Genomic DNA, 15,852 nt, shown 5'->3' with positions numbered 1-15,852 from the left:
TTGAGCAATACCGAATATGTCATTCTTCACGGATGGCAATCGCTTCCGGATCATCACGACTCCGATTTGGATATTGCAATCAACCCGCAGCATTTGGATATTCTCGAAGAATCGCTGTTTGGTTTTAAGTCTGGAAAGCTCGTACAGATGCTACAACATGAGTCTTCCTGTTTTTATTTTGTACTGGCTCATAAGAACGGCAATGGAACGGAGTTTCTGCAGGTTGACGCCGCTACGGATTACAGGCGGAACGGTTTGACTTATTTTTCCGCGGAGACATTAAACAGCGAGAGGAAAAAATGGAAAGGCTTCTGGGTGGCCGCCCCGCAGACGGAGTTAGCTTATTTGCTTGTCAAGAAAACGCTAAAAGGCGAGACGCCGGAGCATCAAAAAAGAAGGCTGAGATATTTGATCGATGAAATAGGGGAGAAACGCTCAGTCGAGATCGCAACGGAGCTTTTTGGCAGTGAGTTTGGGCCGGAATTAATCACCTGGATATCCGAAGATAACTGGAACGCACAGGAATCGAATTTACCGAAATTAAAAAGATCGCTAATGCTGCGGACCGTAAAAAAGGACCCGCTTAATCCTCTCAAGTATTGGTTTAACGAGGCTAAACGCATTATGGGGCGGTGGCTCAGTCCTACCGGACTTTTCGTAGCGGTGCTTGGTCCGGACGGCGCGGGAAAAAGCACATTGATAGAAAAACTGGAGAAAGACCTCTCGGGCGCGTTCAGACGCACGGCGAATTTTCATCTAAAGCCGGATCTCCTGGGGAAAAAACCCGGGAACGCCCCCGTAACCGATCCTCACGGCAAGCCTTCCCGCTCTTTTTTGCTCTCAACTCTCAAGATCGCCTATTATGTGGCTGATTACGGTTTAGGGTATGTGCTCAAGCTCTATCCCAAGTTAGCAAAATCCACTATGGTTATTTTTGACAGATATTACGATGACTTGATGGTTGACCCGTTGCGTTACAGGTACGGCGGTTCGCCGTGGATTGCCGGACTCGGGCGCTATCTCGTTCCGAGACCGGACCTCTTTTTTGTACTTGACGCTTCGGAAGACGAGCTTCTCAAGAGGAAACAGGAGGTTGAAAAAGGGGAGCTTACACGCCAGCGTAGCGCGTACGTGGACATGGCGGCAAAACTTTCGAATGCTTATATTCTCGATTCAAGCCGGAGCCCGGAAAAGCTCACCTGCGATGCTTCTGACATAATAACGAGCTATCTGCATGAGCGGTATCAGAAACGAAGAGCATTGTATTTCGCTAACAATGAAAGAAATAAAACCTTCGAGTGGCTAACGTCCGTCCTTTCGGCTGATCCCCGGAAATATCGTTTCGCCCTTAAAGACACCGCAAGCAAAGACGAGAGCGCGGACTTGAAAACGTACTGCGAGTTTAATTATTTGCCGGTTAGAGACGGCAGGGGATATTTACTCCCGCAGAGCCGTATTGCGGCATTAAACGGCCTTATGCTCTACAACGCGCAGACCCAAAAGGCAAAAGCGCTCAAGGCGCTTATCGGTACATCCCGCACCTGCGGTCTAGGCAATCTCTTTATGAAATCCGTGAGAATTGTCTCATCCGGAGACTTGAGCACGAAAGACGCGGGCGATCCGATATTATTCGAATATTTAAAAAAGCATACGAAGCTGGAAGACCCTGAGTTCGCCATCTCTCTCGGAACGCCGGGACCGAATAGAAAACCCGTCATACAAATAAACAGCCGGACGGGGCTGATAGCAGGTTACGCAAAAGCCGGCTGGAACGAGGCGACAAATTCGCTTGTAAAAAACGAGGCGGATACGATAAAAAATCTTTCACTTGCATCTTTTAATTCTTTCGACATACCTCGGGTCTTGCACTCCGGCGTCTGGCGCGGGAGATACGTGACGATTCTGTCCTCACCCGAAGGCAATCTCCTGTCAGCTCCCAGGACGCTCAACGCCGAATATGTGAATGCCGTAGACGAATTGGCGGATTTCAATCTAAACAGGATGCCTGTACTGGAGAGTCCTTTCTGGGCCGGTTTTACAGGAAGAGTGAAGAATATCGAGAGCGAATACTACAGAAGTATTCTGGAGGAGAAGGCGATACCCGCAATCGAAAGGGCGCTTGGCGCGACGCAGCTTCCTTTTCATATATCTCACGGAGACTTTGCTCCCTGGAACGCGTTTGTCAGAGACGGCAGGCTTTTTCTCTACGACTGGGAATATTCCCGCGAGGATACGCCGGCGGGCTGGGATTTGTTTCACTTTATTTTTCAAACGAATGTTCTTCTGGAAAAGAAAAGGGCTGATGAGCTTTATAAAGTAATTTTCAGTGACACTCATCACAGTGTGACAAGGTGGTATTGGGAAAAGCTCGATATTGATGAGGACACGGTAAAGGCTCTTTTCCTGTTATACGTTTTTGAGAAGCTTTCTCTGGAAGCTTCAGGGGAAATGGGAAATCTTCAGAAGCTGAATCAGCTCTCGAAGATTGTTTTCCTTCTGCTTAATGACCGGGCGGGAAAATTCTAATGCAAAAAAGACTCAAGGTGCTCGTTTCCGCTTACGCATGCGAGTCGGCAAAGGGTTCTGAGCCCGGGGTAGGCTGGAACTGGGTAAAACAGATTGGCCGGTTCCATGAAGTCTGGGTGATTACCCGCACAAGCAACCGCGAATCCATTGAGCGGGGGAAATCAGGGATTCCATCCAATATCCACTGGGTTTACTATGACTTTCCCGGGTGGTTCAGGTTCTGGAAAAAAGGCCAGCGCGGGGTTCATTTATATTACTATTTATGGCAAATAGCGGTTTATTTCCTGGCAAGGCGAATGCACAAAGAGACTAATTTCGACATAGTTCATCATCTCACCTTTGGAGTTTACTGGCTTCCGAGTTTTCTTTCCCTGCTCCCCGCGGCTTTTATATTCGGTCCCCTGGGAGGAGCTGAAAGAACCCCTAGGGAGTTTTACAGGAGTTACAGTTTGAAGGGGAGAATCTATGAACGCCTCAGGGACGCGGCGAGGTGGGTCGGGGAGAAGGACCCTTTCGTGCTTTTAAGTATCAGGAGAGCGAAACTGGTACTGGCAAAAGTACGGGAAACGGGCGAGCGCCTGTCCCTGCTCGGCGCAAAAGAGGTGCAGATATATCCGGAGTCAGGTATCAGTATTGAAGAAATTGAAAAACTGCCTGTAACGAAGCCGGCGGAATCCAGGAATTTTAAAATTATTAGTATCGGCAGGCTGCTGCACTGGAAAGGTTTCCATCTGGGACTAAAAGCCTTCTCCAGGCTCTTGAGTGAGTTTCCGTCAAGCGAATACTGGATAATCGGCCAAGGTCCCGAAAGAGAAAATCTTGAATTACTGGCAAAGACTCTGGGTATTGCGGACAAGGTGAAATTTTTTAGTGAATTGCCGCGGGAAGATGTATTGAAGAAATTGTCCGAGTGTGATGGGATGGTTCATCCGAGTCTCCATGATTCGGGCGGGTGGGTATGTCTTGAAGCCATGGCGATGGGGAAACCGGTTCTGTGTCTCGATCTCGGGGGGCCCGCGATGCAGGTAACGGAGGAGACGGGATTTAAGCTGCTGGCCGATACGCCTGAGCAATCCGTAGATGATCTCGCAAACGCAATGTTGAGTCTTGCTAATGATTCTAGCCTGGGAGAAAGAATGGGCGAGGCGGCCCGGAAGAGGGTTACGGAACATTTTGAGTGGGATAAGAAAGGGGAGTGGATAAATAAAATATATCAGGAATTGGTAATTTAGAATGAATTCCGTGATTAAATCATCTGAAATCAAGCCTGTAATTATAGTTGTGGGCATATCTGTACTGTTGAGCCTCTTTGTATTAATTATATCCGACAGGTTTGACAGCTACCTCGTACTCGCGGCAGTTTTGGGGATTCCCACGTCTGTTCTCATAATAAGGTCGATTCTTATTTCAAGCTTCAGATTAAAGGAATTGTTGGTACAGCTTAAATGGTGGCATTATCTCTGGTTTCTGGTTTTCATGAGCGGGCTTGTATTTCGTATCAGGGATACCAACACGGTTCAGAACAATCCGATAGATCTGTGGGCTCTTTACAGGATAGGAGTAATGGGGTTTGTGGGTTATGTGCTGATAGTCAGGCTGGCTATGAAAAAAACGGACTGGCTGTCTTCCCTTTTTAAGGGTTCTGTGGGGCTGCTCGCGGGCTATGCATTAATCGCCATATTTTCTTTTCTGTGGTCAATTTATCCCATGTGGACGCTGTATAAATCCCTTGAATACCTGATCGATCTAGCGCTCATCGCCGCTATAATATTCTCCGCAAGATCAATACAGGATTTCAAGGTCCTTTTCGACTGGAACTGGTTATTGATGGGGCTGCTCGCCGCAAGCGCCTGGATCGGTGTTCTAGTATGGCCAGATCTCGGACTTCGCAGGGATATAGGGGTCCTGGGGGTTCAAATTGCCGGAGTAATGCCCGCTATGGAAACAAACAAGGTGGGAGAATTGGGCGCAATATTGGGTATCGTGGCATTTAACCGCTTTCTGTTCATGAAAGATAAAAGGTTCTATTTCGTAATTTTCCTCATAGCTATGGTGACGATGATATTCGCCCAGAGCAGGTCGCCCATAACGGGTTTTCTTCTTGCCGTAGTAATGATGCTATTTGCAGCCAAGAGAATAGGTCCTTTTGCTCTTACGGTTGCGCTGATGTTTATGCTGCTTAGTTTTACGGGGATAATGGACACATTCTGGGAGTTTTTCCTGCGGGGACAGAGTCGTGAGGAATTTTCTTCGCTATCCGGCAGAACTTATGGCTGGATTTTAGGGTGGGAACTCTTTAAGCTTAACCCCTTGACTGGTTTCGGTGCTTACGCAGGAGGCAGATTCGCGGTTCTTACCGAGCTTGGCAAGAACATGAGCACTGGTGAGTGGTCTTCCATCTTGAATACATGGCTTGAGATCCTTATCAGCGTCGGGTTTATCGGTTTGCTTTTCGTAGCGGCGGCTTTTGTAAGGACCTGGATCAATCTGCTTAATATTACATTATCCAGTAAGAACGGTACGCTGCTCCACTGCCTGGCCGTGGAAGCTATCGGAATCCTGGCTCTTATATCCGTGCGCTCCATGTTTACGACGAATATCTTCTGGCATCCGCCTTTGTTGTTCTTTCTGGTAATGGGGTACACGGAATATTTATACAGGCACTACAGGTGGACAAGGTACAAAAAACAAATACCTGCAAGAGCCTTTGTTAAGACTTGACAGGTTATCTGTATGCCACACTATTCACAAACGTTTGCAAATTAATCATTAAAAATATCAGTGCTTTAAAGGAGGTAAAACATTGGAAAACATGGGTATGGTAAATACATCGAATGGTAATGCTCTGGATGTAAAAATAGGGTGCCCTTATTGCAAGGGTAGTACAACGACGCATTGGAAAAGCTTAAATTTCTGGAGATGTTCGTCCTGCAGTTTAATATTCCGTTATCCGCTTCCTGACGAAAACAGTGTCGTCGATCTGTATGAGAAGAGCTGGACTTCTCCGTCCGAGAATAGAAGCGAGACGGGCGGAACGTCGCTCGCGCTCGCGCGCACATACGTGAGGAAACTAGCGGACACGCTGGAGCTGAAGGACTTTAGCGGGCTCAGGCTTCTTGATTTCGGAGCCGGAAGGGGCGATACCATGACAGCGCTATCCGAATTGGGAGCGGATATGTACGGTGTGGAGCCGTTCGGGTATGACAATCTTAAGAACCAGGGTTTCCAGGTTTTTCGTACATTAGACGAGATTCCCGAAAACTTAACTTTTGATGGAATTTATACAAGGGATGTTATAGAGCATCTTAGAACTCCATGGGTGGAAATACAGAAATTTAAAGATTTACTTGTGGAGAATGGATTCATTTATGTCGCAACCCCTAATGCCAGTTCCCTCAGCGCAAAAATTTACGGCGAGAAATGGCGGGAAGCTGTAAGAGCTGGTCATCTATTGCTTTTTACGCCCTCTTGCCTTGAAACAGTATTGGGTCTTTCGGGATACAAAAAATATGAAAGGCTTAAGTGGTTTATACAATATAGTGAAAATCCGCTTCGCAGTATCTTGCAATATACACTGAAGACTTTTCACATAGATGGTGAGCTTCATTATTTAGTCAGGAAATCATGAAAGTACTTATCGTTCACAACTACTATAAGCAACCAGGTGGTGAGGACAATGTATTTGCGGCCGAAGCAAAACTCCTCCGGCAATGTGGGAATGATGTTGTCGAATATACGGATAAAAATAAGCGAATCGATAATATGAACCCTATTTACTCCGCAGCCAGTACATTATGGTCTAAGAATTCGAAACGGAAAATCTCCGAGCTTATCGAAAGAACCAAACCGGATATAGCGCATTTCCACAATACATTTTTACTCATTTCTCCATCAGCTTACTATGCCTGTAAAGAGGCTAATGTGCCTGTAATTCAATCACTCCATAACCCAAGGCTTCTTTGCCCTGCCGCCAGTTTTTACCGTAGCGGCGCACCATGTGATGATTGTTTAGGCAAGAACCCTCCATGGCCTGGAATTTTGCATGCCTGTTACCATAATTCAAGGGTCCAAACGGCAATCGTTGCAAGTATGCTGACACTTCACCGCTGGCTTAAAACTTGGGAAAAAAAAGTAGACACGTACATAGTCTTCACAGAATTTTACAAAAGAAAGTTTATAGAAGGCGGTCTCCCTGGTGACAAGATAGCCATCAAGCCGCATTTTTTGGACCCTGACCCTGGTTGTCGTGCTCACGGCCCCGGAGATTACGCTCTTTTCGTGGGACGCTTTGATGAGGTGAAAGGCATTTATACTTTGCTTAATGCATGGAAACATACAAAGAATATTCCCTTAAAAATTGTTGGGCGTGGAGATCTAGGTGGAGATATTAAAAATTATCTAAGCAAAAATCCTTCAATACCGATTGAGATAATAGGTCAATTAGGTAAACGAAAAGTATTTGAATTTATGAAAAATGCACGTTTTTTGATCTGGCCATCGGAAGGTTATTATGAAACGTTCGGACTGGTGGCCATAGAGGCGTTTGCCTGCGGCGTGCCGGTTATAGCTTCGAGAATCGGCACCCTGGCCGAGAATGTCAAAGACGGTCATACGGGGCTTCATTTCACTCCCGGAGACGCTGAAGATTTATCCGCTAAAGTGAACTGGGCATGGAGCAATCCCGACAAAATGACCCAAATGGGAAGAACGGCCCGGAAGGAATATGAAACGCGTTATACGGCTGAGAAAAATTACAAAATGCTGCTCGATATATATGAAAGGGCGCTGAGTAAGAAATGATCCGGTGATTAAGGGCACCGGGCCGGGATTTTCCGGCAAAATTACAAATCTGAACTTATCACCGGGCCGGGCTTTTCAAAGCTGAAAATTCGCATGTATATTCGCAGAAAGAATCAGGGAATTGCGAATCCCGGTTCTCGTGGATCTTATGAGTTACTAAAGAAAATATTTTAAAAACAATCATTCGTGTGGCCGGAGTAGAAAAAAGTGTATATGAGGAAACTATTCGATGAGCGTAAGTAAGTGGGAAAGCTGCAAGATACTGGGCGTCAATGTAGCGGCTGTCCAGATAAATGATGTGATTCGTCAGATGGACGAATGGATAGAGGAGAGGAGCTTCGGACATTATATAGCGGTGACGAATACGCATGTCGTAACCGAGTCCTGGTTCGACCCGGAATATAAGAAGGTTCTCAATGCGGCCGATTTTGTCGTCCCTGACGGGATGCCTCTGGTCTGGTTGGCTAGGTTGGGCGGGTATCCGCTCAAGCGCCGTGTTTACGGTCCGGAATTGATGGCAACCTTTTTTAAGGAGACGGGGCGGAAGCACAGGCACTTCATTTACGGAGGCAAGCCGGGCATACCGGAGAGACTTATGGAAAATCTATCGGGAAGCTGTCCGGGGGCACAGTTCGTTGGCGGTTATTCGCCTCCTTTCCGGCAGTTGACGGAGGATGAGGACAGGGAAATAGTCGAGATGATAAACGCTCATGAGCCGGACGTTATCTGGGTCGGATTGGGAGCGCCGAAGCAGGAAAAATGGATGCACGACCACAGAAACGAGCTTCGTGTGCCGGTTATGGTCGGCGTGGGGGCGGCTTTTGATTTCCTTGCTGGGGTGAAATCCCAGGCCCCTTCGCTGTTCAGGGAAAACGGTTTTGAATGGCTGTGGCGTTTAGTGAGTGAGCCCCGGCGCCTGTGGCGCAGATACCTTCTCTACGGACCGCTTTTTATAGGCTTGGTAACTCTCGAGAAAATAAAAATATTAAAATTTTAAAATCTACGTCACCTCGATTGGCTGCACTTGAGGAGGAAACAAATATGCAAAAAAGAATACTGGTTACAGGCGGGAGCGGCTTCATCGGCTCCCACTTATGCGAAAGGTTATTGGGAGAGGGGAACGAAGTAATATGCGTCGATAATTTTTTTACAGGAACGAAATATAACATTATGCATATGCTGGGAAATCCGTTTTTCGAAGTTGTTCGGCATGATATATGTTTTCCCCTGTATATGGAAGTGGACGAAATATATAACCTCGCCTGTCCGGCGTCTCCAGTGCACTATCAGTTCGACCCCGTTCAAACGACAAAGGTCAATGTCCAGGGAGCCATAAATATGCTCGGTCTTGCCAAGAGACTGAAAGTAAAGATTTTTCAGGCCTCGACAAGTGAGGTCTACGGCGACCCGGCAGTGCATCCGCAGAATGAACAATACTGGGGAAATGTAAACCCAGTAGGCCCCAGGTCGTGTTACGATGAGGGAAAAAGATGCGCCGAAACCCTCTTTTTCGATTACAACCGCCAGCACAGGATAGACATAAGAGTGGCAAGGATTTTCAATACATACGGCCCCAGAATGCATCCCAGGGACGGCAGGGTCGTTAGCAATTTCATCGTGCAGGCACTCATCGGGGACCCAATAACAATCTACGGGGACGGGCTTCAGACGAGATCCTTCTGTTACGTCGATGATCTAGTAAACGGTATAATCGGTTTGATGAACCTGCCCGGCAGGTTTACGGGACCAGTGAATCTCGGAAACCCGGTTGAAAAAACCATAATCGAACTCGCAAAAACTATTATCGATCTCACCGGTTCCCGCTCAAAGCTCGTATTTAAACCCCTTCCTACCGACGACCCGGTGAGGAGAAAACCGGATATTAAGCTGGCGAATAAAAAGCTCGATTGGGCTCCCGAGGTCGATCTCGAAACGGGGCTCAGAAAAACAATCGAGTATTTCGATGAGTTTCTCCGTTCGGGTAAAGGAAAGAGTCTTGTCCTTACAAAAGGAAAACAAGCGCAAGGGAAATGGAAAAAAAAGAAATTGAACGATATGCCGCTAAAGAAATCCGCGTCAGGCGCGTCTTGACGGTTTAATCGGCCGAGGCCCACGGGATTCAACGCCGATTAAACATGTCGGTTGATTGTCCGTGAGAATAAATTCACTATTAGGGAAATGAGTCAGATTCATCCAAAAATTAGTCTGGGTATGCCCGTTTTTAACGGAGAAAATTACATAGAGCCTGCTATACGCTCGATCCTGGATCAAACTTATTCCGATTTCGAGCTTGTTATTTCCGACAATGCATCAGGAGACCGCACGGAGGAGATATGCCGTGACTACGCGGGAAAAGACAGTCGGATTCGATATTACCGTAATGATTCAAATGTTGGCGCCGCGAGGAACTTTAACCGTACCGTGGAACTCGCGAAAGGTGATTTTTTCAAGTGGGCGGCACATGACGATACGCTCGCCCCGGAGTATCTGGAGAGATGTCTTCAGGTGCTGGAACAGGACGAGTCTCTGATACTTTGCTTCCCAAAAACTATTCTGGTGGATCACCGCGGAGATAAAGTGGGTAAATACGAAGTAAGTATGAAAAATATTTCTTCCGCCAGACCGGAGCTCAGATTCCGAGACCTCATACTAACCAGTCACTGGGGAATCGAGATTTTCGGACTATTCAGAAAGAGTGCTCTGGATTCTACTGCGCTTCTTGCCAGTTTTCCCGGATCGGACAGGACGTTTATGGCGGAGCTGAGCTTGGAAGGGCGATTTTATGAAATTCCGGAGTACCTGTTCTATTCGAGGGACCATCCCGAAAGGTCGACCAGGACAGGCACTGTGCACACACGCGCAAGCTGGTGGGACACGAGAAATGCCGGCAGTAAAGTGTTTCCGCACTGGAAACTCTATTACGAGCTTCTCAGGATTGTTAATAATGCCCGGTTAATGCCGGGAGAGCGGGCAGCATGTTACATGTGTCTTGCAAGGTGGCTCACATTGAGTTTCAACGCGGTGTTAATGTTGATGGACCTCGCTATAGCGGTAGAGCCGAGATCCTGGAAGTTTGCTTACGGGGTTAAAAAGAAACTCTCAAGAAAGAGAAAAAAAGCGGTCATGGATAAGAAAGATGATTTAATGTCCCGCAACCCGCAGTCTTAGCGCCGATAAGGCGGTAATAAATTTTAGAGAGCAAGATTCAAGGAGGGACAGGCTATGAAGGTGGCTATTCTCGCCGGAGGCCACGGATCGCGTCTGGCCGAAGAGACCGAGGTCAAGCCAAAACCTATGGTGGAGATTGGCGGACATCCTATACTCTGGCACATAATGATGCATTACGCGCATTACGGATATGACGAATTCGTTATCGCCCTCGGATACAAGGGTGAAGTGATAAAGAAATATATGGTCGATTACTGTTCTCTCAACAGCAACCTCAAGGTCAAGCTCAGAACAGGGGAGATTGAAGCAAACGGGGGCTACAAGCCCGACTGGACAGTAGAGCTTGTGGATACGGGTGTGCCCACTCAGACGGGCGGCAGGATCAAGCGTCTCGCGCCTTTCATAGGCAATGAAACATTCATGCTGACCTGGGGTGACGGAGTATCCGATGTGAATCTGCACGATCTTCTGGAATTTCACCGTTCGCACGGAAAGCTCGCCACTATGACGGCCGTGCGGCCCCCCGCCCGTTACGGCCACCTCGAGCTGAACGGAAGCCGGGTTCTGGTCTTTTCAGAAAAACCGCAAGCCGGGGAAGGATGGATTAACGGGGCGTTTTTTGTGCTTGAGCCCGAGGTCTTCGATTACATAGACGGGGATGAGACCGTATGGGAGCAGGAACCGCTTGAGCGGCTCTCGCGGGACGGTCAGTTAATGGCGTACAAGCACACTTCCTTTTGGCAGTGTATGGATACTTTGCGGGAGAAACATCTGCTTGAAAAGATGTGGCAGAGCGGAAATCCGCCGTGGAAAATATGGAGGTAATTATATGCGGGTATTAGTCACAGGACACAGAGGATATATAGGCGCCGTTTTGGTGCCGATGCTTTTACAGGACGGACATGAGGTCGTCGGCCTGGACAGCGATCTGTATGAGAGATGCAACTTCGGCGATTTCAATTCTGATGTTCCATCTATCAGAAAAGACGTAAGGGATATTGAGCTTTCCGATCTTGAAGGATACGACGCTGTAGTTCACCTGGCCGGTCTGTCAAATGATCCGCTCGGAGATTTGAATCCCCGGTTGACGTATGAGATAAATTATATGGCGTCTCTTAATCTGGCGCGATTAGCGAAAACAGCCGGAGTCAGGCGTTTCGTCTTTTCATCGTCCTGTAGTAATTACGGGGCCTCGGGTGACAATATGATAGACGAGCAAGCTGAATTTAATCCGGTTACTCCGTACGGCTGTTCCAAAGTATTCGTAGAAAGGGACGTTTCCCTCCTTGCGGACTCGGGCTTCAGCCCGACATTCCTGAGAAACGCGACCGCTTACGGTTTATCGCCGCGCCTTCGTTTCGATCTTGTGTTGAATAATCTTGTCGCTTGGGCTTTTACCACAGGGCAGGTTCATCTGAAGAGCGACGGGACTCCGTGGCGTCCGATCGTCCATATCGAGGATATATCGCTCGCCTTTTTGGCCGTATTAAACGCGCAGCTCGATTTAGTTCACAACGAATCCTTTAATGTAGGGATTACCGAGGAAAATTATCAGATACGGGAACTGGCGGACATTGTGAAGGAGACCGTTCCGGGCTCGCGGATTGAATTCGCGGAAGGTGCGGGTCCCGACAAGCGGTGCTACAGGGTGGATTGCGGGAAGTTGCAGCGTACCCTACCTCAATACAAACCAATGTGGAACGCCCGCCGGGGCGCCAGGCAATTGTACGAAGCCTATAAAGAAATCGGTCTTAAGCTTGAGGATTTCGAGGGTAGGAGATACAGGCGGATTGACCATATAAAAGAGCTCATATCTAGCGGTAAATTGAATTCCGATTTACGGTGGGAGGAAAATTCGGCGCTAAAAACAGCTGTGGCGGCGGAGTAAGAGTGATGGTGTACGAAGAAATTCAACAATGCCGCTCATGCGGTCATAAGGAACTCGATCTTGTGATCTCCTTCGGCGAGACGCCTCTTGCCGATCGTCTTCTTACAGGTGATCAACTGGAAGACCCGGAACTGAAGGTGCCTCTGGATCTTGTTTTTTGTCCACACTGTTCACTTGTTCAGATTACTGAGACGGTTTCACCCGAAATTCTGTTTTGTCAGGATTACCCTTATTTCTCCTCCACGTCGGACTCGCTCCTGCGTCATTCGAGGGAGAACGCGTTAGAGCTCATTTCATCCAGGAGCCTTGATTCGAAGAGCCTGGTGATTGAGGTCGCGAGCAATGACGGTTATATGCTCAGAAATTTTGTGGAAAATGAAATCCCGGTTATTGGAATTGATCCAGCGGAAGGCCCGGCAGGCTCAGCTGAAAAGGCGGGTATCCCGACGCTTTGTACATTTTTTGATAAAAATCTCGCAAATACCTTTTCCAAAAAAAATATGTTTGCAGATGTCGTGATCGCAAACAACGTGCTCGCTCATGTGGCCGACCTGAACGGATTTGTGGAAGCGATGGGAACAATCTTGAAAGATGACGGTGTGGCTGTGATCGAAGTTCCGTATATAGAGGACCTGATTCAGAAATGTGAGTTCGATACAATCTATCATCAGCATCTTTGTTACTTTTCCGTGACAGCGCTCGACAAATTATTCAGTAACCGGGGGCTTTATCTTAACAGTGCCAGAAGGCTTTCAATACATGGAGGGTCTCTCAGGCTCTTTGTGGAAAAGCGGCAGTCGCCGGATGAAAGTATTACACAACTTTTGAGTGAAGAGAGGGTGGCGGGGATGGACAGGTTGGCCTACTATTCACGCTTTGCCGACCGTGTAAGCGAGGTCAAAGAGTCACTCTCCCAAATGCTGGCTGAGCTGAAAGCGAAGAGTTCGAGCCTGGCCGCTTACGGCGCGGCAGCCAAAGCGACTACGCTTCTCAGTTACTGTGGCATAGACGGTAATTATCTGGATTTTATCGTGGATCTGAATTCATTCAAACACGGCAGATACATGGGCGGGAACCACTTGCCCATATTGCCTACTCAAAAATTACTGGAAGCGATGCCGGATTTCGTATTGCTTCTGGCCTGGAACTTTGCGGAAGAGATACTGGGACAGCAGGAAGCATACAGGCAAAGAGGGGGGAAGTTCATTATTCCTATCCCCTATCCGTCTATCGCTTAACGGAAGAAAACGTAATATGCATGTACCGGAATTTCGTAGATTATTCAGAAGAGGGTCGGCCAAAATATTGAGCTATATCTCGGGGGCGAATTTGATTAAAGGAACCCCTGAGGGGCTTGGGTTTGATGAGCTTGACGAGTTATGTAAATCCGGCGTTGGCAATCCCTTACAATCTGTCTCTTACTGCGCTCTTTCGGGATGGAAAAAATCCGGCGCTTTTAGATTGCTGCTTCAAACGGAGGCGGGAGATAAATGGAGTATAATCTATAAAAACGCCCTTTACCGGCAGGACATAATCCCCGCGCTGAATAGTTTTCCGATAAATCCGGGACCCCCTGAATATAGAATATACAGCAGGGCAGAGGGAGGGATTACAAAATATCTGCCTAAAATTTACATGTGCCGTGAGGTAATCTCCGGGCTGCATTACAAGTATTTAATGGAGGATTTGAACAAGCATTACAGACCTGCCCGTAATAAAAAAGACATCCTGTACATAGCTTCAGAGTTAGCCGAATTGTACGATAAAATCGGAGAATGCAATTACAGTTTGAGTGAAAATTTATTTATTATTTATGATAGAGATTTATCTTCAAGGCTTAAAACCTATATTATAGAGGGACTTGAACGGTATACTGGCGCGACAAAAACGAGTGCTGTTTCCACCCTTTGTGATAATTGGGAGGGGATTTCTTCCTTGTACGACGAAAAATATGAATATTCCGGTTTAAACACCATAATACACGGTGACTCTAACCTCGCGAATATACTCGTACATAAACAAAATGACGGCACAATAAAGTTTATCGACTGGGAATGGGCGGGGATCGGGCTTCCGCATCAGGATCTGGCCTCTCTTCTTAAAAGGGCGAGACCGGAGGTTGAGGAAGCCGCGCTTGAAATTTTCTCAAAAAACGATCGCAGCCTTTCTGCCGGAGAACATCAAAGACTGTATGAGGTCTGTCAGCTGGAGCGCGGCCTGATAGATTGCGCCTTTTTGGCGAATCAGGTTGCCGGTTCAGCCGACAAAACGAAAATAGACATCAAAGGCTACATCGAAGATTCAGCCTTGAGAGCAGTAGAGGCTTATAATAGACTGAGCCGGGGTTTATAGCGTTTAACCGCAGTACAACTACTGCAAATTCCAAAGGGATTTAATAACACATCATGTATGAAAACGATGAATTCGAGCTCTGGAATTTAGCCCCTGACAGTACGGCGGTAACCGGAGCCCAAAATATATTTAACATTCTGGGCAGGATAAAGCACCCTGAGAAGATTAAAAAAATAACGTATTCTATCAACGGCAGCCCCGAGAGAGCGGTATTTTTTAAGTACCTGAAAAATAATTCCGAGAGGCTAATGAAGGCAGGTGATTTTAACATTGATACCGTGGTGCTTGAGGACCTTCTTCCGGAAAACCGTATGGGATTCAGACTAGACCTGGGTTCGGAGGAAAAGGAGTATCACCTCAATTTTCCAAGTCGTTTGAGCAGTGAGACAATCCCTCGTTACAGACTCGATTTGTCCGACGCGAGTTATCCTCATGAGGTCGGGCAGATAGTTGACGGCAGGTGGTTTTGCGGAAGGGACGAACGCTCGGAGCCCTGTATTGAGATTCTGAAAAAAGACGCTGGACTGGACAGAATAATTCTTTTCGGACGCCGCGACTGGACTTCAGGTTATGAAATTACGGCGAGGCTTTGTGTTACTTCCTGGACTCATATTACACACAACGTAGGATTGCTCTTTAAGTGGAATTCACATCTGCAGGGCGACGGCAGTTGCCTGCCGGCTCAGTGGTCCACGGGGCTTGGTTACTATTATTCACTTTCACGGGGACTCAGAATTCGTCTCGGTCAGAATGTGCACTTCGATAATAACGGTACCAAGCAAGGAGATTACATATTAAAGGAAAGACCTCTTTCGCATTACTATTATCTCAAAGGAAAAATGCTTAAAACCTACCGAGGAGTGCTGAAACTGATAAAACCTGACTCCCTGGCAGCCTTAAACCCTTTTTCACAAATCGTTCCCGGAAGAAATTATCTGTTCAGGATGCTTGTTCACCCTGAAAGGTATGAGCTTACTGTCTGGGAAGAACGAAAGAAGAAGCCCTCGCCGCAGCTGGTCGCTGATAAACCTCCTGAAATCCTTTCCGGGGGTGCTGTCGGAGTAATCGCGTATAATTGCGGTGTGAGAATCTATAATTTCGATGTCTCTCCGTTATAA

At 47.3% G+C, this 15,852-nt stretch carries 13 protein-coding genes; all 13 read left to right on the top strand.

Features of this window, described 5'->3' with window-relative positions; all coding sequences use genetic code 11:
* The gene (locus tag RIG61_07665) at positions 1–2,526 is read left to right on the top strand and encodes a phosphotransferase (GenBank protein ID MEQ9619039.1); all 2,526 of its coding nucleotides are present in this window, start codon (positions 1–3) and stop codon (positions 2,524–2,526) included.
* Positions 2,526–3,758: a glycosyltransferase gene (locus tag RIG61_07660; GenBank protein MEQ9619038.1), complete on the top strand. Its 1,233-nt coding sequence runs from the start codon at positions 2,526–2,528 to the stop codon at positions 3,756–3,758. The genes RIG61_07665 and RIG61_07660 overlap by 1 nt, the downstream gene beginning before the upstream one ends.
* Before the next feature lies 1 nt (position 3,759).
* On the top strand, positions 3,760–5,247 hold the full coding sequence (locus RIG61_07655; protein MEQ9619037.1) for an O-antigen ligase family protein: 1,488 nt from the start codon (positions 3,760–3,762) through the stop codon (positions 5,245–5,247).
* A gap of 91 nt (positions 5,248–5,338) precedes the next feature.
* The gene (locus RIG61_07650; protein ID MEQ9619036.1) at positions 5,339–6,154 is read left to right on the top strand and encodes a class I SAM-dependent methyltransferase; all 816 of its coding nucleotides are present in this window, start codon (positions 5,339–5,341) and stop codon (positions 6,152–6,154) included.
* Positions 6,151–7,326, top strand: coding sequence for a glycosyltransferase family 4 protein (locus RIG61_07645; protein ID MEQ9619035.1), 1,176 nt, complete (start codon positions 6,151–6,153; stop codon positions 7,324–7,326). Before RIG61_07650 ends, RIG61_07645 begins: the two co-directional genes overlap by 4 nt.
* Positions 7,327–7,555: 229 nt before the next feature.
* Positions 7,556–8,323, top strand: a complete 768-nt coding sequence (locus tag RIG61_07640; protein ID MEQ9619034.1) for a WecB/TagA/CpsF family glycosyltransferase — start codon at positions 7,556–7,558, stop codon at positions 8,321–8,323.
* 44 nt (positions 8,324–8,367) lie between these two features.
* Positions 8,368–9,417, top strand: a complete 1,050-nt coding sequence (locus RIG61_07635) for an SDR family oxidoreductase (GenBank protein ID MEQ9619033.1) — start codon at positions 8,368–8,370, stop codon at positions 9,415–9,417.
* Between the two features lie 87 nt (positions 9,418–9,504).
* Positions 9,505–10,494 (top strand): glycosyltransferase family 2 protein, encoded by a 990-nt coding sequence (locus RIG61_07630; GenBank protein MEQ9619032.1) that lies wholly within the window; start codon positions 9,505–9,507, stop codon positions 10,492–10,494.
* A gap of 54 nt (positions 10,495–10,548) precedes the next feature.
* Positions 10,549–11,319 carry a glucose-1-phosphate cytidylyltransferase gene (rfbF, locus tag RIG61_07625; protein MEQ9619031.1) on the top strand — a complete coding sequence of 257 codons (771 nt, stop codon included), beginning with the start codon at positions 10,549–10,551 and terminating at the stop codon, positions 11,317–11,319.
* 4 nt (positions 11,320–11,323) lie between these two features.
* Positions 11,324–12,382, top strand: coding sequence for an SDR family oxidoreductase (locus RIG61_07620; protein MEQ9619030.1), 1,059 nt, complete (start codon positions 11,324–11,326; stop codon positions 12,380–12,382).
* A 5-nt stretch (positions 12,383–12,387) separates the two neighbouring features.
* Positions 12,388–13,620 carry a class I SAM-dependent methyltransferase gene (locus tag RIG61_07615; GenBank protein MEQ9619029.1) on the top strand — a complete coding sequence of 411 codons (1,233 nt, stop codon included), beginning with the start codon at positions 12,388–12,390 and terminating at the stop codon, positions 13,618–13,620.
* 91 nt (positions 13,621–13,711) lie between these two features.
* Entirely contained in the window at positions 13,712–14,734 is a 1,023-nt protein-coding gene (locus RIG61_07610; protein ID MEQ9619028.1) for an aminoglycoside phosphotransferase family protein, read from the top strand.
* Between the two features lie 53 nt (positions 14,735–14,787).
* Positions 14,788–15,852 (top strand): hypothetical protein, encoded by a 1,065-nt coding sequence (locus RIG61_07605; protein ID MEQ9619027.1) that lies wholly within the window; start codon positions 14,788–14,790, stop codon positions 15,850–15,852.

It is taken from the genome of Deltaproteobacteria bacterium (genome assembly GCA_040223695.1).
Lineage (GTDB): Bacteria > Desulfobacterota_D > UBA1144 > Nemesobacterales > UBA2774 > JAVKFU01.
Note: the sequence above shows the minus strand (reverse complement) of the source record. Positions and strands in the feature narration are given on the sequence as shown.

Excerpts from the sequence above, each read along its gene's own strand:
- RIG61_07660 (MEQ9619038.1), top strand. The coding sequence starts at position 2,526 with ATGCAAAAAAGACTCAAGGTGCTCGTTTCCGCTTACGCATGCGAGTCG.
- RIG61_07655 (MEQ9619037.1), top strand. The coding sequence starts at position 3,760 with ATGAATTCCGTGATTAAATCATCTGAAATCAAGCCTGTAATTATAGTT.
- RIG61_07650 (MEQ9619036.1), top strand. The coding sequence starts at position 5,339 with ATGGGTATGGTAAATACATCGAATGGTAATGCTCTGGATGTAAAAATA.
- RIG61_07645 (MEQ9619035.1), top strand. The coding sequence starts at position 6,151 with ATGAAAGTACTTATCGTTCACAACTACTATAAGCAACCAGGTGGTGAG.
- RIG61_07640 (MEQ9619034.1), top strand. The coding sequence starts at position 7,556 with ATGAGCGTAAGTAAGTGGGAAAGCTGCAAGATACTGGGCGTCAATGTA.
- RIG61_07635 (MEQ9619033.1), top strand. The coding sequence starts at position 8,368 with ATGCAAAAAAGAATACTGGTTACAGGCGGGAGCGGCTTCATCGGCTCC.
- RIG61_07630 (MEQ9619032.1), top strand. The coding sequence starts at position 9,505 with ATGAGTCAGATTCATCCAAAAATTAGTCTGGGTATGCCCGTTTTTAAC.
- rfbF (MEQ9619031.1), top strand. The coding sequence starts at position 10,549 with ATGAAGGTGGCTATTCTCGCCGGAGGCCACGGATCGCGTCTGGCCGAA.
- RIG61_07620 (MEQ9619030.1), top strand. The coding sequence starts at position 11,324 with ATGCGGGTATTAGTCACAGGACACAGAGGATATATAGGCGCCGTTTTG.
- RIG61_07615 (MEQ9619029.1), top strand. The coding sequence starts at position 12,388 with ATGGTGTACGAAGAAATTCAACAATGCCGCTCATGCGGTCATAAGGAA.
- RIG61_07605 (MEQ9619027.1), top strand. The coding sequence starts at position 14,788 with ATGTATGAAAACGATGAATTCGAGCTCTGGAATTTAGCCCCTGACAGT.